The sequence below is a fragment of the Methylobacterium sp. R2-1 genome (assembly GCF_014191355.1).
Taxonomy (GTDB): Bacteria; Pseudomonadota; Alphaproteobacteria; order Rhizobiales; family Beijerinckiaceae; genus Methylobacterium.
Window position 1 is genome coordinate 280,440 of the sequence record NZ_JACHWM010000005.1, and the last position, 26,980, is coordinate 307,419.

Annotated in this window: 22 protein-coding genes and 1 pseudogene; 12 read left to right on the forward strand and 11 right to left on the reverse strand. The window is 67.5% G+C overall.

Features of this window, described 5'->3' with window-relative positions:
* Nucleotides 1–96 precede the first annotated feature (96 nt).
* From FHU13_RS09725 to FHU13_RS09735, 3 genes are all read right to left on the reverse strand, one after another.
* Entirely contained in the window at nucleotides 97–510 is a 414-nt protein-coding gene (locus FHU13_RS09725; protein ID WP_183435650.1) for a SufE family protein, read from the reverse strand.
* Between the two features lie 85 nt (nucleotides 511–595).
* Nucleotides 596–1,675: a sensor histidine kinase gene (locus FHU13_RS09730; protein WP_183435651.1), complete on the reverse strand. Its 1,080-nt coding sequence runs from the start codon at nucleotides 1,673–1,675 to the stop codon at nucleotides 596–598.
* A gap of 151 nt (nucleotides 1,676–1,826) precedes the next feature.
* A complete protein-coding gene (locus FHU13_RS09735) occupies nucleotides 1,827–5,519 on the reverse strand; it encodes a PAS domain S-box protein (RefSeq protein WP_183435652.1) in 3,693 nt (1,230 codons plus the stop codon).
* A gap of 679 nt (nucleotides 5,520–6,198) precedes the next feature.
* Here FHU13_RS09735 and FHU13_RS09740 point away from each other — a divergent pair.
* Nucleotides 6,199–6,708 carry a PAS domain-containing protein gene (locus FHU13_RS09740; protein WP_183435653.1) on the forward strand — a complete coding sequence of 170 codons (510 nt, stop codon included), beginning with the start codon at nucleotides 6,199–6,201 and terminating at the stop codon, nucleotides 6,706–6,708.
* A gap of 100 nt (nucleotides 6,709–6,808) precedes the next feature.
* On the forward strand, nucleotides 6,809–6,973 hold the full coding sequence (locus tag FHU13_RS09745) for a hypothetical protein (protein ID WP_017482637.1): 165 nt from the start codon (nucleotides 6,809–6,811) through the stop codon (nucleotides 6,971–6,973).
* Between the two features lie 51 nt (nucleotides 6,974–7,024).
* Here the strand turns inward: FHU13_RS09745 and FHU13_RS09750 are convergent, their stop codons facing one another.
* Entirely contained in the window at nucleotides 7,025–7,465 is a 441-nt protein-coding gene (locus FHU13_RS09750) for a VOC family protein (protein WP_183435654.1), read from the reverse strand.
* A 164-nt stretch (nucleotides 7,466–7,629) separates the two neighbouring features.
* On the opposite strand from FHU13_RS09750, the gene FHU13_RS09755 reads away from it, so the two are divergent.
* The 3 genes from FHU13_RS09755 to FHU13_RS09765 all read left to right on the forward strand — a co-directional run bounded on the left by FHU13_RS09755 (nucleotide 7,630) and on the right by FHU13_RS09765 (nucleotide 14,064).
* Nucleotides 7,630–8,790, forward strand: a complete 1,161-nt coding sequence (locus FHU13_RS09755; RefSeq protein WP_246714575.1) for a hypothetical protein — start codon at nucleotides 7,630–7,632, stop codon at nucleotides 8,788–8,790.
* A gap of 77 nt (nucleotides 8,791–8,867) precedes the next feature.
* Nucleotides 8,868–11,504: an aminopeptidase N gene (gene pepN / locus FHU13_RS09760; protein ID WP_183435655.1), complete on the forward strand. Its 2,637-nt coding sequence runs from the start codon at nucleotides 8,868–8,870 to the stop codon at nucleotides 11,502–11,504.
* A 199-nt stretch (nucleotides 11,505–11,703) separates the two neighbouring features.
* Entirely contained in the window at nucleotides 11,704–14,064 is a 2,361-nt protein-coding gene (locus tag FHU13_RS09765; RefSeq protein ID WP_183435656.1) for a PAS domain-containing sensor histidine kinase, read from the forward strand.
* Between the two features lie 41 nt (nucleotides 14,065–14,105).
* On the opposite strand, the pseudogene puuE reads toward FHU13_RS09765, so the two are convergent.
* A pseudogene (puuE, locus tag FHU13_RS09770) lies at nucleotides 14,106–15,020 on the reverse strand (allantoinase PuuE).
* Between the two features lie 354 nt (nucleotides 15,021–15,374).
* Here puuE and rocF point away from each other — a divergent pair.
* On the forward strand, nucleotides 15,375–16,304 hold the full coding sequence (gene rocF, locus FHU13_RS09775) for an arginase (RefSeq protein WP_183435657.1): 930 nt from the start codon (nucleotides 15,375–15,377) through the stop codon (nucleotides 16,302–16,304).
* A gap of 35 nt (nucleotides 16,305–16,339) precedes the next feature.
* On the opposite strand, the gene zwf is transcribed toward rocF, so the two are convergent.
* A complete protein-coding gene (zwf, locus tag FHU13_RS09780) occupies nucleotides 16,340–17,818 on the reverse strand; it encodes a glucose-6-phosphate dehydrogenase (RefSeq protein WP_183435658.1) in 1,479 nt (492 codons plus the stop codon).
* A gap of 272 nt (nucleotides 17,819–18,090) precedes the next feature.
* Nucleotides 18,091–18,516 carry a PilZ domain-containing protein gene (locus FHU13_RS09785; RefSeq protein ID WP_246714576.1) on the reverse strand — a complete coding sequence of 142 codons (426 nt, stop codon included), beginning with the start codon at nucleotides 18,514–18,516 and terminating at the stop codon, nucleotides 18,091–18,093.
* Between the two features lie 395 nt (nucleotides 18,517–18,911).
* Between FHU13_RS09785 and FHU13_RS09790 the strand changes: the two genes are divergently transcribed.
* Nucleotides 18,912–19,076: a hypothetical protein gene (locus FHU13_RS09790; RefSeq protein WP_183435660.1), complete on the forward strand. Its 165-nt coding sequence runs from the start codon at nucleotides 18,912–18,914 to the stop codon at nucleotides 19,074–19,076.
* 68 nt (nucleotides 19,077–19,144) lie between these two features.
* On the opposite strand, the gene cutA is transcribed toward FHU13_RS09790, so the two are convergent.
* Nucleotides 19,145–19,468 (reverse strand): divalent-cation tolerance protein CutA, encoded by a 324-nt coding sequence (gene cutA, locus FHU13_RS09795; protein WP_183435661.1) that lies wholly within the window; start codon nucleotides 19,466–19,468, stop codon nucleotides 19,145–19,147.
* Between the two features lie 105 nt (nucleotides 19,469–19,573).
* Here cutA and FHU13_RS09800 point away from each other — a divergent pair, with 105 nt between their 5' ends.
* On the forward strand, nucleotides 19,574–20,344 hold the full coding sequence (locus FHU13_RS09800) for an NAD kinase (protein WP_096483710.1): 771 nt from the start codon (nucleotides 19,574–19,576) through the stop codon (nucleotides 20,342–20,344).
* Between the two features lie 66 nt (nucleotides 20,345–20,410).
* Here the strand turns inward: FHU13_RS09800 and FHU13_RS09805 are convergent, their stop codons facing one another.
* On the reverse strand, nucleotides 20,411–20,650 hold the full coding sequence (locus FHU13_RS09805) for a DUF1674 domain-containing protein (protein WP_183435662.1): 240 nt from the start codon (nucleotides 20,648–20,650) through the stop codon (nucleotides 20,411–20,413).
* Nucleotides 20,651–20,739: 89 nt separating this feature from the next.
* Between FHU13_RS09805 and FHU13_RS09810 the strand changes: the two genes are divergently transcribed.
* Nucleotides 20,740–22,104 (forward strand): RsmB/NOP family class I SAM-dependent RNA methyltransferase, encoded by a 1,365-nt coding sequence (locus FHU13_RS09810; protein ID WP_183435663.1) that lies wholly within the window; start codon nucleotides 20,740–20,742, stop codon nucleotides 22,102–22,104.
* A 74-nt stretch (nucleotides 22,105–22,178) separates the two neighbouring features.
* On the opposite strand, the gene FHU13_RS09815 is transcribed toward FHU13_RS09810, so the two are convergent.
* Nucleotides 22,179–22,343 carry a hypothetical protein gene (locus FHU13_RS09815; protein ID WP_183435664.1) on the reverse strand — a complete coding sequence of 55 codons (165 nt, stop codon included), beginning with the start codon at nucleotides 22,341–22,343 and terminating at the stop codon, nucleotides 22,179–22,181.
* A 305-nt stretch (nucleotides 22,344–22,648) separates the two neighbouring features.
* Here FHU13_RS09815 and FHU13_RS09820 point away from each other — a divergent pair, with 305 nt between their 5' ends.
* Nucleotides 22,649–23,722: a hypothetical protein gene (locus tag FHU13_RS09820; RefSeq protein ID WP_183435665.1), complete on the forward strand. Its 1,074-nt coding sequence runs from the start codon at nucleotides 22,649–22,651 to the stop codon at nucleotides 23,720–23,722.
* Nucleotides 23,723–24,092: 370 nt separating this feature from the next.
* Complete coding sequence (locus FHU13_RS09825) at nucleotides 24,093–25,289, forward strand: pyridoxal phosphate-dependent aminotransferase family protein (protein ID WP_183435666.1); 1,197 nt, start codon at nucleotides 24,093–24,095, stop codon at nucleotides 25,287–25,289.
* A 71-nt stretch (nucleotides 25,290–25,360) separates the two neighbouring features.
* On the opposite strand, the gene FHU13_RS09830 is transcribed toward FHU13_RS09825, so the two are convergent.
* A complete protein-coding gene (locus tag FHU13_RS09830) occupies nucleotides 25,361–25,690 on the reverse strand; it encodes a hypothetical protein (RefSeq protein ID WP_183435667.1) in 330 nt (109 codons plus the stop codon).
* Between the two features lie 332 nt (nucleotides 25,691–26,022).
* Between FHU13_RS09830 and fabD the strand changes: the two genes are divergently transcribed.
* Complete coding sequence (gene fabD, locus FHU13_RS09835) at nucleotides 26,023–26,955, forward strand: ACP S-malonyltransferase (RefSeq protein WP_183435668.1); 933 nt, start codon at nucleotides 26,023–26,025, stop codon at nucleotides 26,953–26,955.
* Nucleotides 26,956–26,980 lie beyond the last annotated feature (25 nt).

Consider the following 26,980-nt stretch of genomic DNA (forward strand, 5'->3'; position numbering starts at 1 on the left):
CCCTAGAGCATCGTCCGAAGGCTGCGCTTGATGGTGCGAAGTCGATACGCCCGGAGGGCTCTTGACCCTCAGACGCGCACCTTCGGCCCCGGCGGGTCAGCTCATCCGGTTGGCGTCGCGCTGGATCTTCTCGACCATGGCACGGACGCCGTTCGACCGCTTCGAGGTGACGTGAGCGCCGAACTTGAGCTGCTTGAGCAGATCGAGCCCGTCCAGCTTCGCTGCCTGTTCCGGCTTCTTGCCGGAATACAGGGCGACCATGAGTGCGACGAAGCCCTTCACGAGGTGCGAATCGCTGTCGCCCACGATGGTGAGACGTCGGCCATCTTCCTCGGTCGAGACCACGAGCCAGACCTGGCTCTCGCAGCCACGGACGAGGTTCTGCTCGGATTTCCAAGCCTCCGGCATCGGAGGCAGAGCGCGGCCGAGCTCCATGACGTAGACGAGCTGCTCGTGCGGGTCGTCGATGAGGTCGAAGTTCTCGATGATGGTGTCGAGGTCGGGCAGCATGGCACACGCGTTCAGGAGCGTCGGACGTTTGAGGCCGATATAGCGACCGCGGGCCGGGGCTGCGAGGCACCCCTCCGCAAATGCGTCAGCGCAGGGCGGTCGGCAGCGAGGGGGGAACGTAGGCCCGTGCCTCCGGCAGTTGCAGCAGGAGCGGGTCAGCTTCGGTCGCGGTGCCGCTGACGGCGATCTCGGCCTGGGCGGCGTAGGCCGCGATGAGGCGGGGGCCGAGCTTCGGCACGCCCTCACGCCCGGCGGCGGCGGCCTCGCCGGAGCCGGAGACGATCGAGAGACGCACCGGCGCACCGACACCGGCATCGATGCGGATGACGATGCCGCACGTCACCGTGTCGTTCGTGGCATCGAGGCACTCTGCGACGATCTCGGCGACGATCATGCCCAGTGCATTGGCGGTGCGGGGCTCGACCAGGCTCGACCCCTCTCCCTCGATGGCGACGCTGATCCGTCCAGCCCGGCGCAACTGTCCGAGTCCGGAGGCAAGCCGGCGCAGGTAGTCGCGCAGGTCGATCGACGCGATGTGCGGCGCCTCGTGCAGGTGCTGCTGCACCAGGGCGATCGCCCTCACCCGCTGACCCAAGGCATCGAAGCTGCCGCGGCACGATTCCGGCGCGGCGCGGCCGTAAAGGCCAATCAGGCTCACCATCACCTGGAGGTTGTTACGCACCCGGTGATAGATCTCTGCGAGCAGCGTCTCCTTCTCGAGAAGCGCGTGCTCGGCATGCTCCTCGGCACTCTTCCGGTCGGTGATGTCGAAGCACGAGCCGAGATACCCGTGGAAGAGGCCGTTCTCCTCAAGGGGGCGGCCGGTATCGAGAAGCCAACGATAGGCGCCGTCGTGACGTCGCAAACGAAACTCGACGGTGAACGGAAGGCGCGACTCGACTGCCTTCGCGACGATTTCGGCGTGAGGCTTGAAATCGTCCGGGTGCAACCCTTTACGCCAGCCATCGCCAATCTCGTCCGCCAAGGGGCGTCCCGTGAACTGGAGCCAGCACTCGTTGTGATAGGTGGAGCGTCCGGAATCGTCCGTCCGCCACATCATCAGCGGCACGTGGTCGGCAAACCGACGAAAGCCATCACCCAGGTCGAACGGGGTATCGATCCCGCTACTCCCCGAAAAGCCGCCCTCTGGCGTATCAGCACCCATTCCGCTCGTCTGTTGCTCGCTAATGCCCGGAAACGACTTCATCTATGCGCCGGACAACGTCCGCGCGGTTGGGCCGTTCCGGGCCGTCCACAAGTCGATAAATCCTTTCGCCCAGGCAAGCCCCCGCGCAAGGCCGCGGCGCGGCCAAGCTTCACGAATGCTCGATCATCTCACGGATGCGTGCGGTGAACCGTTCAACCGGAAAGGGTTTGGTGATCATCTGCATGTCCGGGTCCAGCCGGCCGCCACCGAACATCGCGTTCTCGGCGTACCCTGTCATGAACAGCACCTTCAGGCCGGGGCGCAAGGCGCGGGATCGCTCCGCGAGCAGGCGTCCGTTGAGACCCGGAAGACCGACATCGGTGACGAGGAGATCGATTCGGGCGTGCGAGCGCACGATGGCGAGTCCGGAGGGCCCGTCCTGCGCCTCGATCGCCCGGTAGCCGAGGTCGCGCAGCACCTCGACCACGAGGTTGCGCACGACCGGCTCGTCCTCGACCACGAGCACCGTCTCGTTCCGCTCCGAGCGTACGGGTTCGGGAGAGGATACCGGCTCCGGCTCGACCGGCAGCGCGCCGCGGTGGCGGGGCAGGTAGATCGTCACGGTCGTGCCTCGGCCGGGTTCGGAGCTGATCCTGACCTGCCCCTCCGATTGGCGGGCGAACCCGTAGATCATCGAGAGTCCGAGGCCGGTTCCCATGCCGATCGGCTTCGTCGTGAAGAACGGCTCGAAGGCCCGCGCTACGACCTCCGGCGGCATGCCGAGCCCGGTATCGGTCACGCGGACGCAGACATAGGCGCCCTCGCCCGTCTCCGGATCGCGCGTGTCGGGATTCAGATTCGGCTCGGCAGGGTCGAGGCGGACATTGCAGGTCTCGATCAGCAGCCTGCCGCCGTCCGGCATCGCGTCCCTGGCATTGATGGCGAGGTTGAGCACCGCATTCTCGAGCTGGTGCGGGTCGCAGAGCGTGGGCCAGAGCCCCTCTGCGGCGACGATCTCGAGACGCACCTGTTCGGGCAGGGCACGCCGCAGCATGTCCTCCATGCCGGTGACGAGGGCGTTCACGTCGACCGGCTTCTGCTCCAGCGGCTGTCGACGCGCGAAGGCCAGCAGGCGATGGGTGAGCGCGGCGGCACGGTGGGCGGAGGACAGGGCGGCCGCGACGTAGCGCTCCAGCGCATCGACGCGGCCCTGACTGATGCGGGTCTGCATCAGGTCGAGCGAGCCGACGATGCCGGTCAGAAGATTGTTGAAGTCGTGGGCGATGCCCCCGGTCAACTGCCCGACCGCCTCCATCTTCTGCGCCTGCCGCAACTGTTCCTCGGCGAGGCGCTGCTCGGTGATGTCGCGGCCGATAATGTGGAAGCAGTCTCCCTCAGGCACCGCCGTCCACATCACCGTACGCCGCCGCCCGTCCCGGCTGAGGATGCGATCGACGAAATCGGTGACCCGCTCGCTGCCGGCGAGCCGGTCCAGCACCGCCCCGGTTCCCGGATGATCCTCGGGATCAATGAAATCGAGGAACGGCCGCTTGAGAAGCTCCGGCTCGCTCCAGCCGAGCAGGCGCTCCCAGGCCGGGTTGACGCTGCGGAGACGGCCGTCGAGGCCCGCCGTCCCCATCAGGTCGTTGGTGGTCTGCCAGAGGCGGTCGCGCTCGCGGGTGCGCTCGCCGACCTCGCGCTCCAGCATCGCCTCGATCCGCTTGGCATCCGAGATGTCCGTTACGAACAGGTAGGCGCCATCGGTGGAACCATCCGGCATCGGTCGCGGCAGGTAGCGAATGTCGGCGATGCGAGAGCTGCCGTCCCGGCGCGGCCAGGACCGCTCCGCGCGCACTTCGAGGCCGGCCCGTGCGGTTTCGAAGCGGGCCCGAGCCTCGGCGGAGGCCTCCCGACCGACCAGCGTGGCCAGTGTCTGTCCGATCGCGTCCGCTGAGGATGTCCCGAACCAGTCGGCACTGGCGGCATTCGCGAAGCGGCACAGCCCGTCCGCATCGAAGAGAGCAATGAGAACCGGCAGCGCATCGGTGATCAGGCGCAACTCGCGGGCATTCGCGCGCTCGGACTGCTCGGCACGGGCGCGGTCGGCGGCGTGGCCGACACGCTGGGCGACGTCCTCCACGAGGCCGATCTCCTCCGCCCGCCAGACCCGCGGCTGCGGCTCGTGCAGGTAGAGGATCGCCCGCAGCTGCCCGTCGCGGATCAGCGGCACGACGACGAGGGCTCGGCAGCCGATGGAGTCCCACATCGCCGCGTAAGTCCGCCCGGCGCGGGGATCGGCGTAGCAATCCTCGACGACGAGGGTGAGCCCGGACCGCAATTCCGCGATCGCCGCCGGACCGAACCCGTCGAGGATGCGCGACGCGCCCGCGAGGCTCATCACCGAGGGGTCGCGGATCCAGTCGCGCTCGACCCGCACGATCTCGCCGGCCTCGTCGATCTCACCGTACCCGGCTCGGGCCGCGCCGATATGGGCGCCGAGCGTCGCGGCGGCGACCAGCGTCACCGCGTGCGGATCGTCGGCCTCTCGCAGCCGGTCGTTCAGCCCAAGCAGGAAGGCCTGCCGGTCTTCCGCGAGCCTGCGATCGTGGATGTCGGTGCAGGTGCCGAACCAGCGCACGATCCGCCCGCCGGAATCGCGCACAGGCTGGGCCCGGCCGAGCACCCAGCGATAGAGGCCCGAGCGGTGACGCAGGCGATACTCGATCTGGTAGTTCTCGCCCGTGACGAGGACACGCCGCCACTCCGCCCAGGCCCGCTCCTGGTCGTCGGGATGGAACATCCCGTTCCAGGCCTCGCCGTCCGTCGAGCCGGCGGGGACGCCGGTATATTCATACCATCGGTCGTTGTAGAAATCGTGGTAGCCGTCGGGCCGTGTCGCCCAGATCATCTGATCGACCGAATTGATGATGCCGCGGAAACGGTCTTCGCTGTCGCGCAGGGCCTGCTCGGTGCGCTTGCGCTCGGTGATGTCGAAGCTGACGCCGGGAAAGCTCTGCGGCGTGCCATCGGCAGCAAGCGTGCAACGCCCCTGCGCGGCGACCCAGCGAATGCCGCCATCCTCCTGAAGGAGGCGGTACTCCGCATCGAACCGCCCGCCCGTGCGCAGGACCGCGTCGATGCTCGATTTCAGACCGGGCAGATCCTCCGGATGCACGCCGGCGAAGAAGGCGTCGACCGGTGTCCCGGCTGCCGCCAGATCCGGATCGACACCGTATAGATTGGCAAAGCGCGGGTCGGCCGTGACGCGGTCGGCGGCCACGTCCCAGTCCCAGATGCCGATGCTGCCGCCGGCTGACAGGGCCATCTCCAGGCGCTCGTCGCTGCGGCGGCGCGCCCGTTCGGCCAGCACCTCGGCGGTTGTCTCCGCCGTGACGCAGATCATGCCGTTGATGCGACCCTCGTCGTCGCGCACGGGCGAGTAGGTGAAGCTCCACCAACTCAGCTCGGGTGCACCGTAGCGATGCATAACGAGCGGCAGGTTGCGCTGGGCCACACTCTCGCCCCGCAGGGCCGCGTCGACCAGCGGGCCGATATCGTCCCACAGGTCCGCCCAGATCTCCCGGAAGCGCGCGCCGAGCGCCCGCGGCAACCGATCACCGAAGATCGGCCGGTAGGCGTCATTGAAGAAGGAGATGCCGTCAGGCCCCCAGGCCAGGAACATCGCCGCCGGGCAGGCCAACATCGTCGCCAGCGTCGTGCGCAGCGATACCGGCCAATCCTGCAGGGGTCCGAGCGGCGTGTCGGCCCAGCGATGGGCCAGGATCTCACGGCCCGTCTCCCCACCCTCCTCGAGAAAGCGGAGAGAGGCCGGAATATCCGCGCCGTCGGCCACGGCGATCATCGACCGAGGCTCCGGCGCCCATAATCGGAATCTGTGCTGGGGCTGGGCAAGGTGCTTCCGAGAGGGCGAGACCGCCATGAGTCATTAGCCGATGCAGCCGTCACTGCGAGCCGGGCCACGGCAGATTCCTGGCGAATGTCCATCGAATCACAGCGGAAAAAGTGGGTTCGAATCTGGCGGAGAAACCTTCGGAGCTTCTTGAAACCACCTGATCTGGAAGCGTTCGAGGAAGACGCATGGCCAAGATTTACAACAAATGTGATCTTTGCCGCATCACTCGAGACGAAACTTGTCCCACAGCGCACGACATCCAGTCCTATTTTGCGCTGCAACAAGTTCAGCCAGCTTTTTGTTGTCGCATCGGTGACCGAAATGTGATCGTGGTGCTTGCCTCATCAGCCGAGACGTGCATTCTACCTCTCGTCCGCATCAGACCCGGCGAGAGAGCCCAGTTCGTCCCAAAGGGTCGTTCATGGCGTCGAGAAGCGACCGCCCCCGGAAGCTTCAAGGCACAATCCCGCTAAGGTTGGACGATCTGGAGGGTGACGCTCCGGCGCCGCGCCGAAGGACCCATCGATCCGGCCGAAGTGCCGGTGGGGTCCCCAGGAGCCCATGACAGAGGGGGGCACGAAATGCTGCCAGTGGGCATTTCGAATGCCCGCATGTCGTGGGGAGCCTGATGGACACGGACGATTTCGCCTACGATTTCGATGCCCCGGACTCGGATTGGAATTACGAGCCGTCGCGGGCCGATCTGTTCCGGCAGATCGATGCGCCTCTCTACACCACCGACTCGGATGGCTGGCTGACCTACTACAATGACGCCGCCGCGCAGCTCTGGGGGTTTCGTCCCGTGCTCGGCAAGGCTCGCTGGTGCGGGTCGTGGCGGTTGTTCGAGGCAGACGGGAGACCGCTCCCGCACGATCTCTCGCCGATGGCCGTCACCCTCAGAGAAGGCCGCGCCCCCCGCGGCATCCAGATCGGCCTCGAACGGCCGGATGGGAGCCGGATGGCGTTCATGCCCTATCCTACGGCGCTGCGTGACAACCGGGGCGCCTTGGTCGGTGGCTGCAGCATCCTCCTCAAGGTCGAACGACCCAGCCTGCGCGTCAGCTTCCGCAGCCCGCTTCAGGGCCGACCGACGCTTCGGGCTGCACAACTTGCGGGCATGCACAGATGTTCGGCGTGACGTTGCCGGAGACGCGGCTGCGATCCACCTCGTTCACGCGGTGCGATCCGAGGAATGATCCGGCGAATTGCGCCGCGGCCTGAGAAGAAAGAAGGAAGCCATGTCGGTTGATACCAACTGGAGCCTCGATGCCGTCCAGAGCCTGCGCAGCATGGCCCGCGAGGGCGTGCCCGTGTCCGTCATCAGTCTGAGGCTGAAGCGGCCGGTCGATGCAGTGTGTGCTAAGCTCGCCGAACTCGGCATCACGCCGAAGGTCGAGGCCTGACCGATCCGGATGGACGCCCGCGGCCTCAAGCCTGGGCGCCCACCCGTCGCACTACCAAGTTCCAGTATTCTCCATCGACGCCCAGGGCTCTTGCGGCGGCCTCGATCCGCCCTTCTGCAGGATCTCGATGGAGATGCCGTCGGGCGAGCGCACGAAGGCCATGTACCCGTCACGCGGTGGCCGGTTGATGGTCACACCGGCATCCTTCAGCCGCTGGCAGAAGGCGTAGATGTCGTCGACCTGATAGGCGAGGTGCCCGAAGTTGCGCCCGCCTGAATACTCCTGCGGATCCCAATTGTAGGTCAGTTCGATCAAGGGCGACTTCGTCGCCTCGGCTCGCTCGACGTCGCCGGGGGCGGCGAGGAAGACGAGGGTGAACCGGCCCTTCTCGTTTTCGACCCGACGCACCTCCTTTAGTCCGAAGGTATCGACGTAGAAGGCGAGCGCGCGGTCGAGATCCGCCACGCGGACCATCGTGTGCAGGTATTCCATGGCTACACCGGATGATGACAGGGGTGGTCGGCTATCTGGCCCGAGGCGCGCACCCGTCAACGGGCTGGCGGACGGGCGTTCGGCGTCTAGGGCCGGCTCAGGCGGGCTACGTGGCGGCCCGCAACTGCGCATCATCGACTACAGCTATTTGAAGTAACAGATAATTGACAAAACAGTCACATTCTTCGAATTGCTCATTTTCGCCGTTTCGCTTACCCGGCATTGCGAAATCTCTATTAGACGCTGTAAAAGATGAAGCTGAGTGTCAGGAGAAAATCGTTCTCCGTCGATTTGACTTGGAGGCGCGAGGTCACATCAAGGAAGTCTACGCATCGACAATGGCATGGGAGAAAGCTCCCTGTCGCGATGACTTCTACCGCGTCTCGATTGAGCGCACGGACCCTGGGGCGCTGCACGTGAAGACGGGCTCGGTCATCCGCGGGATCGGCGAGATCGAACACGCGACCCCCGAGCAGATCCTGGCGCATCCAGAGTTTCCGAGGGCGCGGCGCGTCTTTGTCTCGGAACACGCGAGGGTCTACGAGGCCGGCATGTTTCCGGCTCGGTTCGGTGCCGATGCCGGGCGGGTCACCACGCTCGCCATCATCGTGTGCCAGCATGCCGACTACGATCCGACCGACAGGGCGAGTTGGCCGACGCTGAGCCGCCTGAAGGACACCGTTGCCCGTTTCGGGTTCGCCAGTCCCAGGCTGATCGACAGCTTCGTCGCGCGGCTCGCGCAGACCGGCTATCTCGAACTCAGGCAGCAGCCGGAGGACAACCGGGTGCGTCTCCTGTGCCCGACCGAGCGCCTCCTGGCCTGGGATCGCGAGTGGATGGCGGCCCACTATGCGGCTCTCGAAGTTCTCTATCCGGAGCCCGGTTTCGGCCCACCGAGGCAGCGCGACGTTGCCTTCCAGGCCGCACATGCCCGGTCGGCCGTCGCGGCGTTCGATACGATCATCGCGATGATGTGGAGCAACTTGGAGATTGTCTTCTTCCTCAGCAGCACGAGCGCACTGATCATCCTGCTGTCGCTCTTCGAGATGGGTGGCAGCGATCCGGAAAGCCGCATCCGCGAAGCCGATCTCGTCGAGCTCGCGCCACGCTTCGCCGTTTCACGCAGCCATGTACGCAACATCATGGCCGTCGCGCAGGAGCGGAACTTCCTCGTCCGCTCGGGGCCGCGCAACGCCTACATCCAACTCACCCCGCACTGGATCGCCGCCTTCGACCGCTTCATCGCCGGCAGCCTCGCCCAAAGCGACCTCACCTACCGGCTCGCCCTGCGGCATCAGGTGGAACAGGCTCGTTTCGAGGCCTGATCGTACCGCGACGGATTCCGCTCGCAGGGGATCGCCTCTAGAAGGCGTGACCTTTTCCCGACGGCGAGCCCTGCCCGATGCGCACCGAGACGCCCCCGACCGTCCGCCTCGAGGACTATCGTCCGAGCGATCATCTGATCGACCGGGTCGAACTCGACGTGCGCCTCGACCCGCACGACACCCGCGTGACGGCGACCCTGGCGCTGCGTCCGAACCCGGCGGGGCGTGCGGGCGCGCCCCTCGTCCTCGACGGCGACGACCTCAGCCTGCTGGCCCTCGAATGCGACGGGCAGGCGCTCGCGTCCGATGCCTACGGCGTCGAAGCCTCCGGCCTCACGGTGCATGCGCCCCCGCAGCGCCCCTTCACCCTACGGATCGAAACGCGGCTCGATCCGACCGCCAACACGCGGCTGATGGGCCTCTACCGCTCGAACGGCGTCTACTGCACGCAGTGCGAGGCCGACGGCTTCCGGCGGATCACCTACTTCCTCGATCGGCCGGACGTGCTCTCGGTCTACACCACCCGCATCGAGGCGGAGCGGGAGGCTGTCCCGGTCCTGCTCGGGAACGGCAACCCGGTCGAGGCGGGCGAGGTGCCGGGGACGGGCCGGCATTACGCGATCTGGCACGATCCGCTGCCCAAGCCCGCCTACCTGTTCGCGCTGGTGGGCGGGCGGCTCGACCGCGTCTCCAAGCCCTTCACCACCATGGAGGGCCGGCCCGTCGAGATTGCCGTCTATGTCGAGCCGGGCAAGGGTGACCGGGCGGCCTACGCGCTCGACGCGGTGGAGCGCTCCATGGCCTGGGACGAGGCAGCGTTCGGGCGCGCCTACGATCTCGACGTGTTCAACGTCGTCGCCGTCTCCGACTTCAACATGGGGGCGATGGAGAACAAGGGCCTCAACATTTTCAACGACAAGTACGTGCTCGCGTCGCCTGAGACCGCGACCGATGCGGATTACGCGGCGATCGAGGCGATCATCGCCCACGAGTACTTCCACAATTGGTCGGGAAACCGCGTCACCTGCCGCGACTGGTTCCAACTCTGCCTGAAGGAGGGCCTCACCGTCTTCCGCGACCAGGAATTCTCGTCCGACATGCGCTCGCGGGCCGTCCATCGGATCGCCGAGGTGCGCACCCTGCGCGCCCGCCAGTTCCCGGAGGATGCCGGCCCGCTCGCCCACCCGGTGCGGCCGAAGCAATATGCCGAGATCAACAACTTCTACACGGCGACGGTCTACGAGAAGGGCGCCGAGATCGTGCGGATGCTGCGCACGCTGATCGGCGAGGCGGCGTTCCGCGCCGGAATGGACCGCTACTTCGCCGACAACGACGGTACAGCCGCGACCGTCGAGGACTTCTTGAGGGCCTTCGAAACGGTAACCGGCCGTGATCTCGCCCGCTTCGCCGAGTGGTACGAGCGACCGGGAACGCCGAGGGTCGCCGTCTCCAGCCACTATGATGCGGCCGCCAAGACGTACCGCCTCGCCTTCCGGCAGACGCGCCCCGGCGCTGGCGCGGATGCGCCGCCCCTCGTCATCCCGGTCCGCCTCGGCCTCATCGGTGCCGAGGGGCCCCTGGACGAGGCGACGAGCGAGCGCGTCGAGACCGGCGTGTTCGTCCTCGATGCGGCCGAGGATGCCCTCACCTTCGAGAATGTGGCGGCCGAGCCCGTTCCCTCGCTGTTTCGTGCCTTCTCGGCGCCGGTGCGCGTGGAGAGCACCCTCGACGATGCGGCGCGTCTGATCCTGCTGCGCCACGATCCCGACAGCTTCAACCGTTGGGAGGCGGCTCAGCGCGTCGCTCTGGGCCTGATGGCGAGGCAGGCGCGCGGCGAAACGATCGAGAGCGCCGGCGCCGACGACTTCGTCGCCGCGCTGAATGCCTTCCTCGACGCGGACGCCCTGCGCGATCCGGCCTTCGCCGCCCAGGTCCTCGCCCTGCCGAGTGAAGGCGACCTCGCGGATGAGCTCGAAACGGAGACCGACCCCGACGCGATCTTTTCCGCGCGCCGCGCGCTGCGCCGCCGCCTCGGCACGGGTCTGCGCGAGCGCCTGACGAGCCTGCGCGAGGCGCTGGCCGAGCCGGCAGGAACACCCTTCTCGCCGGATGCCGCTGCAGCGGGGCGCCGGGCGCTGCGCAATGCCGCCCTCGACCTGATCGCCGCGGCCGACCCGCAGGCCGGCGCGGCCCTGGCCCAGGCGCAGATCGACGCGGCCACGAACATGACCGACCGACTCGCCGGGCTGGCGACCCGCGCACTGCTGCCGGGAGAGCCCCGGGAAGTCGCGCTGACTGCGTTCGCCGAGCGTTACGCCGACGAGCCCCTCGTCCTCGACAAGTGGTTCGCGATCCAGGCGATGATTCCCGAGGACGGGACGGTGGCGCGGATCCGCCAGCTTCAGAGCCACCCGGCTTTCGCCATGACCAACCCGAACCGTGTGCGCTCCCTCATCGGCAGCTTCAGCCTCGCCAACCCGACCCAGTTCAACCGTCTGGACGGCGCCGGCTATGCCCTCGTGGCCGAGACGGTGCTGGCTCTCGACGGCACCAACCCGCAGGTCGCCGCGCGCCTCATGACCGCCTTCGGACCCTGGCGCCGCCTCGAACCGGGACGCCGCGCCGCGGCCGAAGCCGCCCTGCGTCGCATCGTTGCCACGCCCGGACTTTCTCGCGATGTGACCGACATCGTCACACGAAGCGTGGCCGGCTAGTTAAGACTCTGTTGAGGATAACGTTTCGGCGACTCACCGCCGCCGAAACGGCCCTCCAAGCGCCTTGCCGAGTCAACACCGAGCTCCAAAAACCGCGTGGACAAACGTCCGTCCGCGATGTCCAATGTGAATACGATTCGAAACCACCGGCGCGGCCCAGGCCGAGGCGCCGTTCCCAGACCAGCGTAGAGGTGTCGATATGTCGGGGGCGGTTTCCGCGTCCCTGTCCGCGCGCGCGCGCGCGGACACGATCCTCGGGATCCAGCGTACGACCGGCACCGCGCAAGCTCGTCTCATTCGGGCGGAGACGTGGCTTCGCTACGCGCTTCCGGCCCTGCTCGTCGTCTTCATGCTCACGCTGCTGGGCGTGGCAGTCCTGCAGATGCGCGGACGCCACGATCAGGCGATGCGTATTGCCACCCGCGAGGTCGAGGCGTTCGCCCGCCTCGCAGCGCTGTCACTGTCACAGGAGGCGGCTTCCGCCGAGACGCGGCTCGACCGGGTGCTTCCCGTCCACCTCCTGCCGACTGGCTGCGAGATTCTGGTAATCGGTCGCTCAGGCCGGATCCTCGCGGCCTATCCCCATCCGGCGCCGGCCGACACCTTCGCGGGCTACCTCGCCGAAGGAGAGCCCATCGCCATCCTCGGCGAGAGCGCAGGGGCCATGACGGTGAATCTTCAGGCGGGCGGCCAAGCCGTCGTCGCGGCGCGCCGCCTGGCCGATGGGTCGGGCGAAGTCGCCGTCGTTCAACGGTTCGAGCCGATCACCGCTAATTGGTGGCGGATGTTCGGACATCACGCCGTTTCGCTCTCCGCCATCGGCCTCGTGCTGGCGGGGATGGCCACCGCCTACATTCTTCAGACGCAGCGGGCGCAGGCCGCGGACGAGGTCTGCGAGCTGGTCAAGCAGCGCCTCGACACGGCCCTCGGGCGGGGGCGCTGCGGCCTGTGGGATTGGGACATCGCCCGCGGCACGATCTTCTGGTCTGATTCGATGTACGCCCTGCTCGGCTACACCCCCGAGAAGGACCTTCTCTCCTTCGGCGATGTGAACGCCCTGCTCCACTCCGATGATGGCGATCTCTACAGCCTCGCCCGCCACCTTGCCGCGAGCCACGCGACGGTCGATCACGAGTTTCGCATCCGCAACGCGTCCGGCGAGTGGATCTGGCTGCGCACCCGCGCCGAGATCGTGGAGGATGCGGCCGACGGCAGCCGCCACCTCGTCGGCATCGCCATGGACGTCACCGAGCAGCGCCGCCTCGCGGAATTCACCGCCACCGCCGACATGCGCCTGCGCGACGCGGTGGAGGCCATTTCCGAGGCCTTCGTACTCTGGGATGCCGGCAACCGGCTGGTGCTGTGCAACTCGAAATTCCGAGACCTCCACGCGCTCTCCAGCGACGACGCGGTACCAGGCCGCCGCTACGACGAGATCATGGGGCAAGGCGTGCTGCCCCCGGTGCGCCGGGGCATCCCGGGCCCGGAGCGCGGCACCGCACGCACGTTCGAGGTCGAGCTCACCGATGGGCGATGGCTTCAGGTCAGCGAGCGCCGCACCAAGGATGGCGGCTACGTCTCGGTCGGCACCGACATCACCAGTCTCAAGCGCCATCAGGAGCAGCTCGTCGCCTCCGAGCGCGAGCTGATCGGGACGGTCAAGGATCTGAAGCGCTCCCGGCGCACCCTGGAAACCCAGACGCAGCAGCTCGCCGACCTCGCCGAACGCCACCTCGACCAGAAGGCCCGCGCCGAGATCGCCAACCAAGCCAAGTCGGAATTCCTGGCCAATATGAGCCACGAGCTGCGCACGCCGCTCAACGCGATCATGGGTTTTGCCGAGCTGATGGAGAGCGAGGTCTACGGGACACTCGGCTCACCCCGCTACGCCGACTATTGCCGCGACATCCAGCAGAGCGGCACCTACCTGCTCTCGGTCATCGACGACATCCTGCACATGTCGCGCATCGAGGCGAAGCGGGTGAAGCTCGTGCGCCGCACCATCGACCTCGACACGGCGATCGCCTCGGCGGTCACGCTGGTATCCAAGGAGGCGGCGAGTAAGTCGGTCGCCATCGATATCGAGCTGGCCGGGACCCTGAGTGTGCTGGCCGACGAGCGGGCGCTCCAGCAGATCCTGCTCAACATCATCCAGAACGCGGTGAAGTTCACGCCCGAAGGAGGCCGCGTTGCGCTTCGCGGCCGCTCCTGCAGCGGCTTCGCCCACCTGTTCATCGGTGATACCGGCATCGGTATCCCGAAGGCGGCGATCTCCAAGCTCGGGCGGCCGTTCGAGCAGGTCGAGACCAACCTCACCCGCAGCTACAAGGGCTCAGGCCTCGGCCTTGCCATCGCCCGCTCCACCGCCGAGCTGCATGGCGGCTCGCTTCGCATCCGCTCGGAGGAAGGGGTCGGCACCCTGGTGCTGGTGCGGCTGCCGATGCCCACGCCCGACCGCTTGGCCGAGGTTGGCCGGGAGGCCGAGCGGGACACGCTGACGGCGATCGGTGAACTGGCCGGCGCGACGCGAGCTAAAGGCTATACGATCGCGACCCTGTGACGATCAGCCCGCCCATTCGAACGCGACCAGCAGGCGCCTAATCAATCCGGCGGGTGCGCCGCGATCCAGTGGTGGGCGATGTCGATGCGGCGCGTCACCCAGACCCGGTCATGGGCGGCGATGTGGTCGAGGAAGCGGATCAGTCCCGCCGCTCGGTCCGGACGCCCCGCGAGCCGACCGGGCAGGCCGATCGACAGCATCTTCGGCGCCATCTCGCCTTCCGCGTGAAGCACATCGAAGCTGTCGCGCAGGTCGGTGAAGAAATGCTCGGCGGTGTTGAAGCCCTGGAAGGTGGCGAACCGCATGTCGTTCGCGTCGAGGGTATAGGGTACGACGAGCTGCTGACCGCTGGGTCCCCTGAGCCAGTAAGGCAGCTCGTCGGCGTAGGAATCGGCAAGATAGGTGAAGCCCCGCTCCATCGCCAGCGGCAGGGTGTGCTCGGAGAAGCGGCCGGTGTACCAGCCGAGCGGCCGGCTTCTGGTCACCTGCCTGTGCAGGCGAATCGCTTCGTCCATTTGGGCGGCCTCCGCCGCCGCGTCGAAGGCGGAATAGTCGATCCAGCGCAGGCCGTGGCTCGCGATCTCCCAATCCGCCTCGAGCATGGCGGCCACGGCCACCGGATTGCGTTCCAGCGCCCGCGTCACCCCGAACACCCTCACCGGCAGCCCGCGCTGCGAGAAGATCCGCTACAGCCGTCAGAACCCGGTGCGGGCGCCGTACTCGTAAACCGACTCGACGCTCAGGTTCCGCCGTCCCGGCCAGGGCAACGTCGGCACCACCTCGGTTAGGTAGCCCTCCGAAGCCGCATCGCCGTCCAGGATGCAGTTCTCGCCGCCCTCCTCGTAATTGACGACGAACTGCACGGCGACGCGCACCTCGTCCGGCCGACGAGGATCGGGCGGGGTGCGGCCGTAGCCGGCGAGGTCACGGGGATAGGTGGGATCGGGCGTGCCCAAGGCGTGGTCTCCGAGACAGAACCCATTCTCCGAAGCAAGACCCGTGGAGGCAAGACGCGCACGGCGCATGAACACTCGTCGCGGCAACGACCGTCCGGCTTCGGTGATCCGCGAGACGGCCGGTCGAGACCGGAGAACCGGGGCAGGTGGAATGGCGGAAAGCTTGCAAGAGCCTGTCGGCGCACCGGCCCGATCCACACTGCCCTGCGATCATCCGATCATTCTCTTCGTGGTAGAGGACCGCCCGCGAGACGATCGATCTGTCGTCGATGTCCTCCCGCTCTCCGCAAGACACAAGGATGAGCGCCCGGCTCGGCGAAGATCACGACCCAGCCTGTTCGAGGGGAAGCATCCATGCATCCGTCACCCATCATCGAACTCATCGGTGCACCGATCGAGATCGGAACGAGCGAGCCCGGAGCCGTGATGGGACCGGCCGCCCTGCGCACCGCCGGTTTGGTGCGGGTGCTGCAGGATCTCGGGCTCACGGTCCGCGACCGAGGCGATCTCGCCCCTGTCTGCGCGCCGGGCCAGCGCGACCTCCCGGCGATCCGCGCCTGGATGACCGAAATTTCACGGGCGGTCGAAACGGCCCTGGATGGCGGAAACCTGCCGCTCGTCACGGGCGGCGATCACAGCCTGTCGCTCGGCTCGATCGACGGAGCGCTGCGCCATTGCAGCCGCACCGGCCGGCCGCTCTTCGTGCTGTGGCTCGACGCCCATGCCGACTTCAACACCCTGGAGACCTCACCCTCGGGCAACGTCCACGGCATGCCGCTGGCCGCCTTGTGCGGCGAGCCCGGCTTCGACGATCTGTTTGACGCTGGCGAGCGCCCGCTGCTCGATCCGAGCCGCGTCTGCTTGTTCGGCCTGCGCTCCATTGATGCCGGGGAGCGGGCGATCGTGACTCAGCGGCAAGTGAACGTCGTCGATATGCGCACCATCGACGAGTTCGGCGTCGTGGCGCCGCTGCGCCGCGTCCTCGACCGAGTGGCGGCCGAGAACGGCCACCTGCACGCGAGCTTCGACGTGGATTTCCTCGATCCCACCATCGTGCCGGGCGTCGGCACGACGGTGCCGGGCGGGGCGACGTTTCGCGAGGCGCATCTCATCATGGAGATGCTGTGCGATTCCGGCCTTGTCGGCTCCCTCGACGTGGTGGAGCTGAACCCGTTCCTCGACGAGCGCGGGCGCAGCGCGCGGGTGCTCGTCGAGCTGGTGGCGAGCCTGTTCGGCCGCCGCATCATCGACCGCCCGACGGAGCTGTCGCCGCTGGAGGCGTGAGCGGCCTGCGCCGATCTCTTCATGCCGATGAGGCGTCAGCCGATCTCTTCATGCCACGTGCGGCCGTCGCGCTCGATTAGGGCGATCGAGGCGGTCGGCCCCCAGCTTCCGGCGGCGTAGGGGCGCGGCGGCTCGGGGCGGTCGGCCCATGCTTTCAGCAGCGTGTCGGCCCAGGCCCAGGCCACCTCCACCTCGTCGCGCCGCATGAAAAGGGTGGCGTTGCCGCGCACCACATCCATCAGCAGGCGCTCGTAGGCATCCGGGTAGCGCTGCTTGAACGTCTCCTCGAAGGAGATGTCGAGGTTGGTCGGGCGCAGGCGCATGCCGCCGGGACCCGGATCCTTGGTCATCACCTCGAGCTTCATGCCCTCCTCGGGCTGGAGGCGGATGACGAGGCGGTTCGGCTCGCGCCCGAAAGCATCGGTGGGGAAGATCGAGAACGGCGAGGCGCGGAACTGCACCACGATCTCGGACAATTTCTTCGGCAGGCGCTTGCCGGTGCGGACGTAGAACGGCACGCCGGCCCAACGCCCGCTGCGGACTTCGAGCTTGAGGGCCACGAAGGTCTCGGTCCGGCTCGCGGCGTCGCTGCCGAGGTCGGCCTGATAGCCCACCACCGGCCGGCCGCCGACGGCGCCCGCCGCGTACTGGCCACGCACAGTGACGCTCTGCACGTCCGCCGCGGTGATGGGCTTGAGGGCGCGCAGCACCTTCAGCTTCTCGTCTCGCACGGAATTCGCGTCGAGCGAGATCGGGCTCTCCATCGCCGTGAGGCAAAGGAGCTGAAGGATATGGTTCTGCACCATGTCGCGCAGGGCGCCCGAGGTGTCGTAGTAGCCGCCGCGCCCTTCCACGCCGACCGTCTCGCCCACCGTGATCTGCACGTGGTCGATCACGTCGGCGTTCCAGAGCCGCTCGAAGATCGTGTTGGCAAAGCGCAGGGCCAGCAGGTTCTGCACCGTCTCCTTGCCGAGATAGTGGTCGATGCGGAAGATCTGGCTCTCGGGAAACACCGCGCCGACGGCGTCGTTGATGGCACGGGCGGATTTCAGATCCTTGCCGATCGGCTTTTCGAGCACGACGCGGCTGTTCTCGCCGATCAGCCCATAACGGTCGAGGTTGCGGCAGATCGAACCGTAGAGATCGGGCGAGGTGGCGAGATAGTAGGGCCTGATCCGATCGGGCCGCTCGTCGAGCAGGGTCTTCAATTCGTCCCAGCCATCGTCGCCCAGGGCATCGACCGCCACGTAGAACAGGTGATCGAGAAAGCCGGCGAGCCTGGTCTCGTCGATCTCGGCCGACGGCACGAAGCTCTTCAGGGCGTCTCGGGCGTGCTCCCTGAATTCTTCCACGGTCATATGGCTGCGCGAGGCGCCGATGATGCGGCTCGTCTCGGGAATCTGGGCGTCGCGGTAGCGCTGGTAGAGAGCTGGCAGAAGCTTGCGCTGGGTCAGGTCGCCGGTGGCGCCGAACACGACGTAATCGAAGGGCGAGACGGGGATGATGGTGGCCAAGCGCGGCTCCCGGGATACGCGCGGGTTTTGAAGCGCAGACGCATGTCGGAGAGCATTCCTGCGGCTCCGCGCCTCTCACCCGACAGTCTGCCGAAGCGCCCAGCGGCGCCTGGCACCGTGGGTTATCGGTTTGCAGCGACGCCTTGCAAGTGCGCTGCCGAACAAACGGTCTGGGCTCTACGGCGGCGGAGGCAGACCGTTGCCGAACACCCCGCTTGTCAATGCCAAGGACGCCGGTCCCCGGCCTTCGAAAGATCGCGGGGCTGATCGCCTTAGCTGGCGAAACTGCGGCTGCGTCGCGTGCCGATGGAACTGTAGTCCGGGGTCTGCTCCTCGGTCACAGCCTTCTTCTCTTCGGGGACCGTCAGCTTGGCGATGCGTTCGATGCGGACACCGGCATAATTGCCTCTCCGCCACGCCAGATTGACCCGTAGGACGAAATCCCTACCCACGATTCTGAGCATGAATGCGGACGGCAGCACGTAGGTTTCGGGCACGCCGAGCTTGGCACCGGATTTTGAGATATCCTTGACGTTGCAGGGAATCTCGGTGCCGTCGAACAGTCGGATCAGTGCAATCCAGTTGGTCGACGTCCGCTCCTCACGCCGCGCGATGAGGGCTGCCTCGATCTGCGCGGAGGCCTCCTCCGACGTCAGCTCGGGCAGGAGGTCGGCGGCCTGTGAGAGAGGGCTCGGCATAGGGGCCATGGCGTGAGGCGTTTCGCGGCCGACGCTATCGCGAAAGTGTTGATGCAAGATTGGCGTTGCGGGAGGCCACGCAAGGGACGGGCGGACCGTCGTGCCGGGACATGATCACATATTCGTTGGAAGGCGACGTTTCCGACGTCGGAGGCGGTAAGCCCTTGCGGAAATCGCGGCGATCTCAAGCCGCCCCACAAAATGGATTGTGCTGGGATAGCTGATTTCACCTTCGACGATGTTTACCGCAGCGCGAAACAAGCCGGCTCTTCTTGCACTGCAGCGAAAATAGTTCGTGAAGTGGCGCTCGTACCGGCTTGCAAGACATGAACAGCTGATTAACGTGGTCCCATCGTATCGCGTTCGATGTTCGAACCCTGGCAGGGAGCGGTCCCATGTCCGAGCTCATCCGCGTGAAACCGACCCAGGACGGCACCTACACCGTCTATCGCGGGTCACTGGCCCTCGTTTCGGGCCTGACGAGGCTGCAAGCCGAGCGCTACGAGGCGAGCATCGCTGCTCGTCAGCTGCGCGGGCTCTCACCGCTCGTCGGCGCCTGAGGCGCCCGACCGACGAATCAAGGGCGCGGCTCCGATGAGGGTGCCGCGCCCTTCACATGTCGGCTCCATCAGACGGGGCCGGTCTCCGCCCGTATCCAGGCGGCGGTGTCCGGATCCGCGTCCGAGACCGGCAGATGCAGAATGATCGGAGTCTCATAGGGGTGGCGCCGCTTCAGTTCCGCCGCCAAGGCGCCGCCCAGTCCGTCACGGGTCTTGAGGATCGCGACGACCTCTGCACCGCGCTCGACCGCACCCTTCCAGGCGTAGACCGACTGCATCCCCGGAATCACGTTCACGCAGGCCGCAAGACGCGCGCGGACCAAAGCCTCGCCGACTTCAAGCGCAATCGCGGCATCGGGAAAGGTCGTGTAGACGAGGAGCGGGCGCTCCATGCTATGGCTCTCCCTCGGCAGGCCGGCGCTCAATCTCGGGTGCCCGGCGCGTGCCCCGAGTGAGACCGGCTCGGCCTCTTCCCGTCAACAGGGCTGACTGCACGAATGCCGCGTCGCTTTTCACGGATCGCCTTCGTGGCGAGCCCCACGGCCGATGCGCGGGAGGCGGCCGACCTGCTGATGCGCCGCTACGACCATGTCCCGCCCGAAGAGGCGGATGTCGTGGTGGCGCTCGGCGGCGACGGATTGATGCTGCAGGTGCTGCACCGCTTCATGAACGCGCCCAAGCCGATCTACGGCATGAATCGCGGTACGGTCGGCTTCCTGATGAACGAGTTCCGGGAAGAAGGGCTGCTCGACCGCCTGGAGGCGACCAAGCGCTCGACGATCCACCCGATGACGATGATCGCCACCGACACGGAGGGACGCAGCCACACGGCGCGGGCGATCAATGAAGTCTACATGCTGCGCCAAACCCACCAGACCGCCAAGCTGAGGGTCTCGGTGGACGACCATGTGCGCCTGCCCGAACTCATCGCCGACGGCATCCTCGCCGCGACGCCCGCCGGCTCGACCGCCTACAATCTTTCGGTCGGCGGACCGATCCTGCCGCTCAACGCGCATCTCCTGGCGCTGACGCCGATCTCGGCCTTTCGCCCACGGCGCTGGCGCGGCGCGCTGCTGCCGAACTACGCCCGCATCCGCATCGACGTGATCGATGCCGAGCATCGCCCCGTCGCGGCGGTCGCCGACCACACAGAGTTCCGCCGGGTCTGTACGGTGGAGACGTGGCTCGACCACGCCACCAACCTCGTGCTGCTGCATGACCCCGGTCACAGCCTGGAAGAGCGTATCCTGCGCGAGCAGTTCGGCTGATCCGACCTGCCAACCTTCGGCGGGATGCCGCGAGGTCGGGCCGAGCGGGTGCCGCGTCAGCAGTGGTCAGAAGTCGCTGGCGAGGCCCTTCACCTCCCAATCCTCGTAGCGGACCGGCTCAAGGCCGCCGCGTCCGAGCGCCTCGGGGCGCTCGGCGATCTTGGCCACGCGGGCATCGATGGCTGCACGGCGCTCCGCCGCCTCCGCCAGCGCCCGCTGCGCCGCCGGGGACAAGATGCGCGGCGCCGCGTCCGGCGGATCGATGTCCTCCTTGGCATCCGCCTGCGTCATGCCGATCTCCTTCATCGCTTGCATCCCTTGTCGACAGATGTGACTGCGTCGGCTCCGGGGCGAGACCCCGCCGATCCCTTTTAGCTGAGAACGGCCTTTCCCGCGTGGCACTGCCCCCCAACCGCCATACGCCGCCCCCCTTCGACCCGTCCGTGCCGGGCCTCGCGGCACGCCACGTCGCACGCGAGGCGGTAGCGACTCTGCTCGGTCCCGCCCGCGGCCTGGCGCTCGAGGATGCCCTCGCCCAGGCCGGGCGCGTGGCCCGGCTGGAGACCGGCGAAGCTGCCCTCGCCCGGGCGATCGCCACGGCGAGCTTCCGTCGCCTCGGCTTCATCAAGGCGGCCCTCGCCGCCCGTCTGCGCGACGGTCTGCCGGAGGACCGGCCGCACCTCCTCGCCTTGCTGGTGACCGGCGCCGCACAGATCCTCGACCTCGCGGTGGCCGACCACGCCGCCGTCGATCTCTCGGTGCGCCTCGCCAAGGCCGACCCGCAGCTTCAGCACCTCGCGCCCCTCGTTAATGCGGTGCTGCGCCGGATCGCCCGCGAGCGCGATGCGATCCGCGCGCAGGAGAGCGATCCGCTCGCGCACAACACCCCGGAGTGGCTCGCCCGGCGATGGCGAGCGACTTACGGCGAGGAGACGGCGCGCCGTATCGCCGCTGCCCACCTGGAGGGTGCGGCAGTCGATCTCACGGTTCGGCGCGATCCCGAGATCTGGGCCGAGCGGCTCAGTGGACTCCCCCTCGACCTCGGGTCTCTCCGCCTCGTCGAGGTGCGGGAGTCGGTCGTCGAGCTTCCTGGCTACACGGAGGGCGCATGGTGGGTGCAGGACGCCGCCGCCGCTCTACCGGTGCGGCTGCTCGCACCCGCTTCGGGCGAGCGCGTCGCCGACCTCTGCGCGGCGCCCGGCGGCAAGACCGCTCAGATTGCAGCGGCGGGCGCGGCCGTCACCGCCGTCGATCGTTCGGCCGCGCGTCTGGAACGCCTCGGACGCAACCTCGAGCGCCTTGGCCTCTCCGCGGAGGTGGTGACGGCTGATGCCCTGGCGTTGCCGGAGGACGCGCCCTTCGACGCGGTGCTGCTCGATGCGCCCTGCTCGGCGACCGGCACCATCCGCCGGCACCCCGACGTCGCCTGGACGAAGACGGAGACGGACGTGATCCGCCTCGTCGGCCTCCAGCGCCGGCTCCTCGACAAGGCCGCGCGGCTGACGCGCCCGGGCGGGCGCCTCGTCTACTGCACCTGCTCGCTTGAGCCCGAGGAGGGCAGCGGACAGGTCACCGATTTCCTGAAGCGTAACTCGAATTTCGAGCGGATCGCGCTCACCCCCGACCGGTTGGCCGGCCATGCCGAGTTGATCGACGCGTCGGGCGACCTTCGCACCTTGCCGAGCCATCTCGCCGGCGGCACCGGGCGGGCGAGCGGCCTCGACGGCTTCTTTGCGAGTGTGTTGAGGCGGCGGGATTGAGCCCGGAAACGTTCGAGCCAGCACGGGTGATCCTGTGATCCGGGGCTGGCCGGCCCTTGCCCGCATTACACCCCTCAGCAGCAATAGGCCTTCAGGCCGGCGCCGACCATGGCAAGGCCTGTCACGAGAGAGAGGCCACCGGCCGTCTCCATCCGAACGGTCCAATCAGGGTGGTGTGGCGCTCGGCCGGCCAGAACGAGGCCGCAGGACAAGCTCACGAGGCTGAGCAGCGCAATCATCCATCTTCCCGATCAAGCGCGCATTGTGGCGCCTTTCCAGCGGTCACCATGGGGTCTTCGAAGGCGTTAACGCCGGAACCGCCCCGTCAGGCATCCCCGCTCTCCCCATTCTCCACAGCCCGGCCGAGACATCACAAGGACAGCCATCGACAAACGATGTCGACGCGGCGTCCGGTTGCATATCCTTTGTTACACAATTGTCATTAACCATTCGTTCAGTTGGGTAAACAAAGCCTTAGCAAGCTCGCTCAACTTCGGTTAGTTATTTTTTACACAACGAACTCCCCTCCCGTTTCGGCGGCTTTATGACTTACGTGTCCAGATTCTGGGTGCGCTCTTCAGTCATGCTTGCAGGCGCAGCAAGCTTTCTCATACTCGGGACGGGGGCAGCCAGCGCCCACGTCAAATGGTTTTGTGCTTTCGATGTCGCCGGCCAGCCGCGGGGCCTCGAACAGGTGCTATGCACGGACTTCGAGCTGCTGACCGGACTCGCTCTCGTCTGCCTGATGTTCGGCTGTCTGACCGAGGGTACGCCGCTCGGTACTGCAATTCTCAACGCCCTCGACCGCGTCACCGCGGCGGTCCGGAACAACAGCGTTCTGATCGTTCGGGCAGTGGTCGGCTTCTTCCTCGTCTCGCTCTGGAACCTCGGCGGGATCATCCTCACGCCGGAACTGAAGACGGACGCCACGTGGATTCCCTGGCTCCAACTCGCCATGGCCGCCGCTCTGCTCTGGAAGCGCACCCTGCCGTTCACCGCTGCCGGTATCGTTTTCCTATTCGGCTTCGCCGTCTGGAATTACGGAGTCTTTCACCTCGCCGACTATCCGGTGTTCCTCGGCGTGGCCGCCTTCCTGGCCCTGACCGCCTTCGACCGGACCCTGTTCGGCCAGCGCCCCATCGACGTGGTGCGCATCGCCGCCGCGATCACCCTGATGTGGGCCTCCGTCGAGAAATGGGCTTATCCGCACTGGACCGATCCGCTCATCGCCGCCAAACCCGGCATGACGATGGGTGCCTCGCCGGAACTCTTCATGCAGGCGGCGGGCGTCATCGAGTTCACATTGGCCTTTGCCCTGATCTGGACTCCCCTGGTGCGCCGCGCCTCGGCGATCATCCTGACGGCAGTGTTCATCTCGGCCATCTTCGAGTTCGGCAAGATCGACGCCATCGGCCACTCGGGCATCATCGCGGTCCTGGTCGCCATCGCCGCCGATGATGCCCGGGTGCCGGCCACGCGCCGGGACGTGGTTCTCGCTCCGGTCTACTATGCCAGCGCCCTGATGCTGTTCCTCGGCGTCTACTACTTCGCCCATAGCGCGCTCTACGGCGAGCGTTATGGGATCGGTGCGGGCATAGGCGGGCTTCCGGTGATCTGATCCGACGCCGGCTCCGCGTTCGAACGATGCCTCGGGGGTGCCTCCGGCGCATGGGGCGCCCCCGAATCGTTCGGGTGCCCGGCGGCAGCCGATCGCCCGAATGCGTCCGACGGACACCCGCACGACGCTTGAAGCCGCACGCGGAAGATCTCAGCAACACTCCCTTCACGTTTCGCTAAGTTTACCGACAGCGATCGTCGATGATCTCAAGGCCAGCACAGAAGCACGGCGCTCTGTTCAGAGCGATGGAAGAAGCAATTCGTTAAATACGCGATGATGCATTTTTCCTACACCGGCTCCGTTTAACGCGATGGCAAGTCGACCGGACCGACAGTCCGGCCTGTAACCACGCGGCATCGGACGGGATGGCATGAGACATCGTGAGCAGACCGACGCGACGACCCAGGACCGCGCGGATGGCGTTCGCCGCCTTCCGAGCGCTCCCCCGCTCGGCGACCGTCACGCTCTGTGCGGCCTCGACTTCGCCTCGCAGGATTGCCTCGGCCTTTCCACTCACCCGGACATCGTGGCCGCCGCCGCCGACACCCTGCGCCGGTTCGGCGTGCGCAGCGTTTGCGCCGCGGCCGAGGCCGGCGATCCTGGTCTCGCCGTGGCACTGGAGCGCCGGATCGCCGACTTCCTTCAGATGGAGGAGGCGCTGCTCTGCTCGACCGGCCGGGCCGCCGCCCAGGCCGTGATCAGCGGCCTCTTGCGCCCGGCCGACCACGTGGTGATCGATGCCGCCATCCGGGGCGGCCTTCGGGAGAGCGCCGAGGCCGCGACGGACAACGTCCTGCCTTTCCGCCACCTCGATGCGGAGCATTGCCGCGATCGCCTCCGGGTTATCCGCGCCCACGACGCGGAGAACGGCATCCTCGTCGTGACCGAGAGCCTGTCTCCGCTCGATTCCGGTACGCCGGACCTCACCGCCCTGCGCGCTGTGTGTGACGAGCACGGCGCGACGCTCCTCGTGGACGTGGCCCAAGATCTGGGCTGCCTCGGCGAGGACGGGCGCGGCCACCTCGGCCTCCAAGATATGCTGGGCAAGGCCGATCTGGTCACCGGCAGCTTCTCGAAGAGCTTCGCCTCGAACGGCGGCTTCGTGGCTGCCCGCACCCGCGCGGTGACGGCATGCCTGCGCGCCGGTGAGGCGGCCGCCCATGCCCTCTCGCCGATCCAGATCGCGGTGATCCTCAAAGCCTTCGCCGTCATCGACGCGGCCGAGGGGCGGGAGCGCCGCGCCCGGCTGATGCGCAATGTCCTGAACCTGCGCACGGCGCTACGGGATCGCGCGCTGAGCGTCTGCGGCGAGCCCTGCACGTCCGTCTCCGTCGAGATCGGCTTCGGCGAGCGTGCACGCCGCTTCGCCTACCATCTGGCCGAATCCGGCATGCTGGCCGACCTCACCACGTTGGAGGATACCGGCCGCCTGCGGCTGCACGTTACCGCCGGGCATTCCGATGCCGAGGTCGCGCGGGCCGCGGCTTGCGTCGCCGCCGCGCTGGAGCGGGCGCGGGCCGATTTGTCCCCCTCGTCGCGCCGGCCGCGCCTGCGTGCCGCCGCGTAGGCGCCGCTGCGCTCGAACACATCCGAGCGTCGTCTTCCGGAAGCCGGCAACCACGGCTCCGGAACAAGACTTCAGAGTACCATGCCGCGGGCGTCCGCCTCTCTCTCGACGGCATCGAGCAGGGCGCGGGAGGCAATCAGGCGGCGGTCGATCATCGGATCGGTGAGGCGGTCGATCCAGAGCGGCCATGTCGCACGAGCTTCGAGAGTGCGCCCCTCGAGATCGCTGCGGACGACGCGCAGATAGGGCGCCGCGCCGGGGCCGAGCCGGTCGAGGGTCACGCAGAGGTCGCGGCGGAACTCGTGCGAGATCCTGGCAAGTCCGGCATGGGCGGACTCGTAGGCGCCGATCAGAGCGTGGGCGTGCCCGACCGCTTCTTGAGGAAACATCGTGCGGAACATGGCAGGTGTCTCACGAGGCCTGCCCAATCAATGCGCGGAAACGTGCCGGGTTCGAGCGAGAAGATCGATAATGTACGGCAGTGCGGACCAAGCTCGACCGTGATCCGAACTCCGCGACCGAGATCGAGCCTGGCGATTTCAGTGCTCTGCTCTTGTGCATCGCATTGTTGACAGCCGCCGCACGTGATGCGACTGCGCCGCACCTTAAACAGGGTCCCTCGACGATCCCGGTCAGCGGCAGTCCGTCTCGTGGCTGCACGCCTGCGGCGTGACTTCGGGCGCGACCCCGATGTGCCGGGGCCCCCGTCCCGGCGCCGAGGCGACGGGACGTCATGACGCGAGCCTTCATCTTTCCGGGACAGGGCAGCCAAGCGGTCGGTATGGGCAAGGCGCTGAGCGAGGCGTCGCCGGCCGCCCGGCAGGTGTTCGAGGAGGTCGATGCGGCGCTCGGCCAGAACCTCTCGCGGCTGATGTTCGATGGCCCGTCCGAGGAACTGACGCTGACCGCCAACGCACAGCCGGCGCTGATGGCGGCAAGCCTCGCGGTGCTGCGCACGCTGGAGGCCGAGCGAGGCCTCGATCTCGCGCGGGACGCGGCCTTCGTCGCCGGCCACTCGCTCGGCGAGTACTCGGCGCTCGCCGCTGCCGGCACGTTCTCGATCTCCGACGCTGCCCGCCTGCTGCGCATCCGCGGCGAGGCGATGCAGCGGGCGGTGGCGCCGGGGGTCGGCGCCATGGCCGCCCTGCTCGGTCCCGACCTCGCAACCGCGCGCGACATCGCGGAAGAGGCCGCGCAAGGCATGGTCTGCGACGTCGCCAACGATAACGGCGCGGGTCAGGTCGTGCTCTCCGGTCATCGGGAGGCCGTCGAGCGGGCGATGGCTCTGGCGCAGAGCCGCGGCGTGCGCCGTGCCGTCCTCCTCAACGTCTCCGCCCCGTTCCACTGCGCCCTGATGGCACCCGCCGCCGAGGCGATGCGCGGCGCGCTTGCCGAAGTGGCGATGAAGGCGCCCGTCGTACCGGTCTACGCCAACGTCACCGCCGGCCCGCTCACCGATCCGGACGCGATCCGCGACGCCCTGGTGACCCAGGTCACCGGCACAGTGCGCTGGGCCGAGAGCGTCGCCGCCATGGCCGAGGCCGGCGCCGACCGCTTCTTCGAACTCGGCGCCGGTAAGGTGCTGACCGGCCTCGTCAAGCGGATTGCCCCGAACGCCACCACGAGCGCGGTCGGCACGCCCGACGACGTCGCCGCCTACGCCTGACTCCTCTCTCCGATCAGAAGAGCCG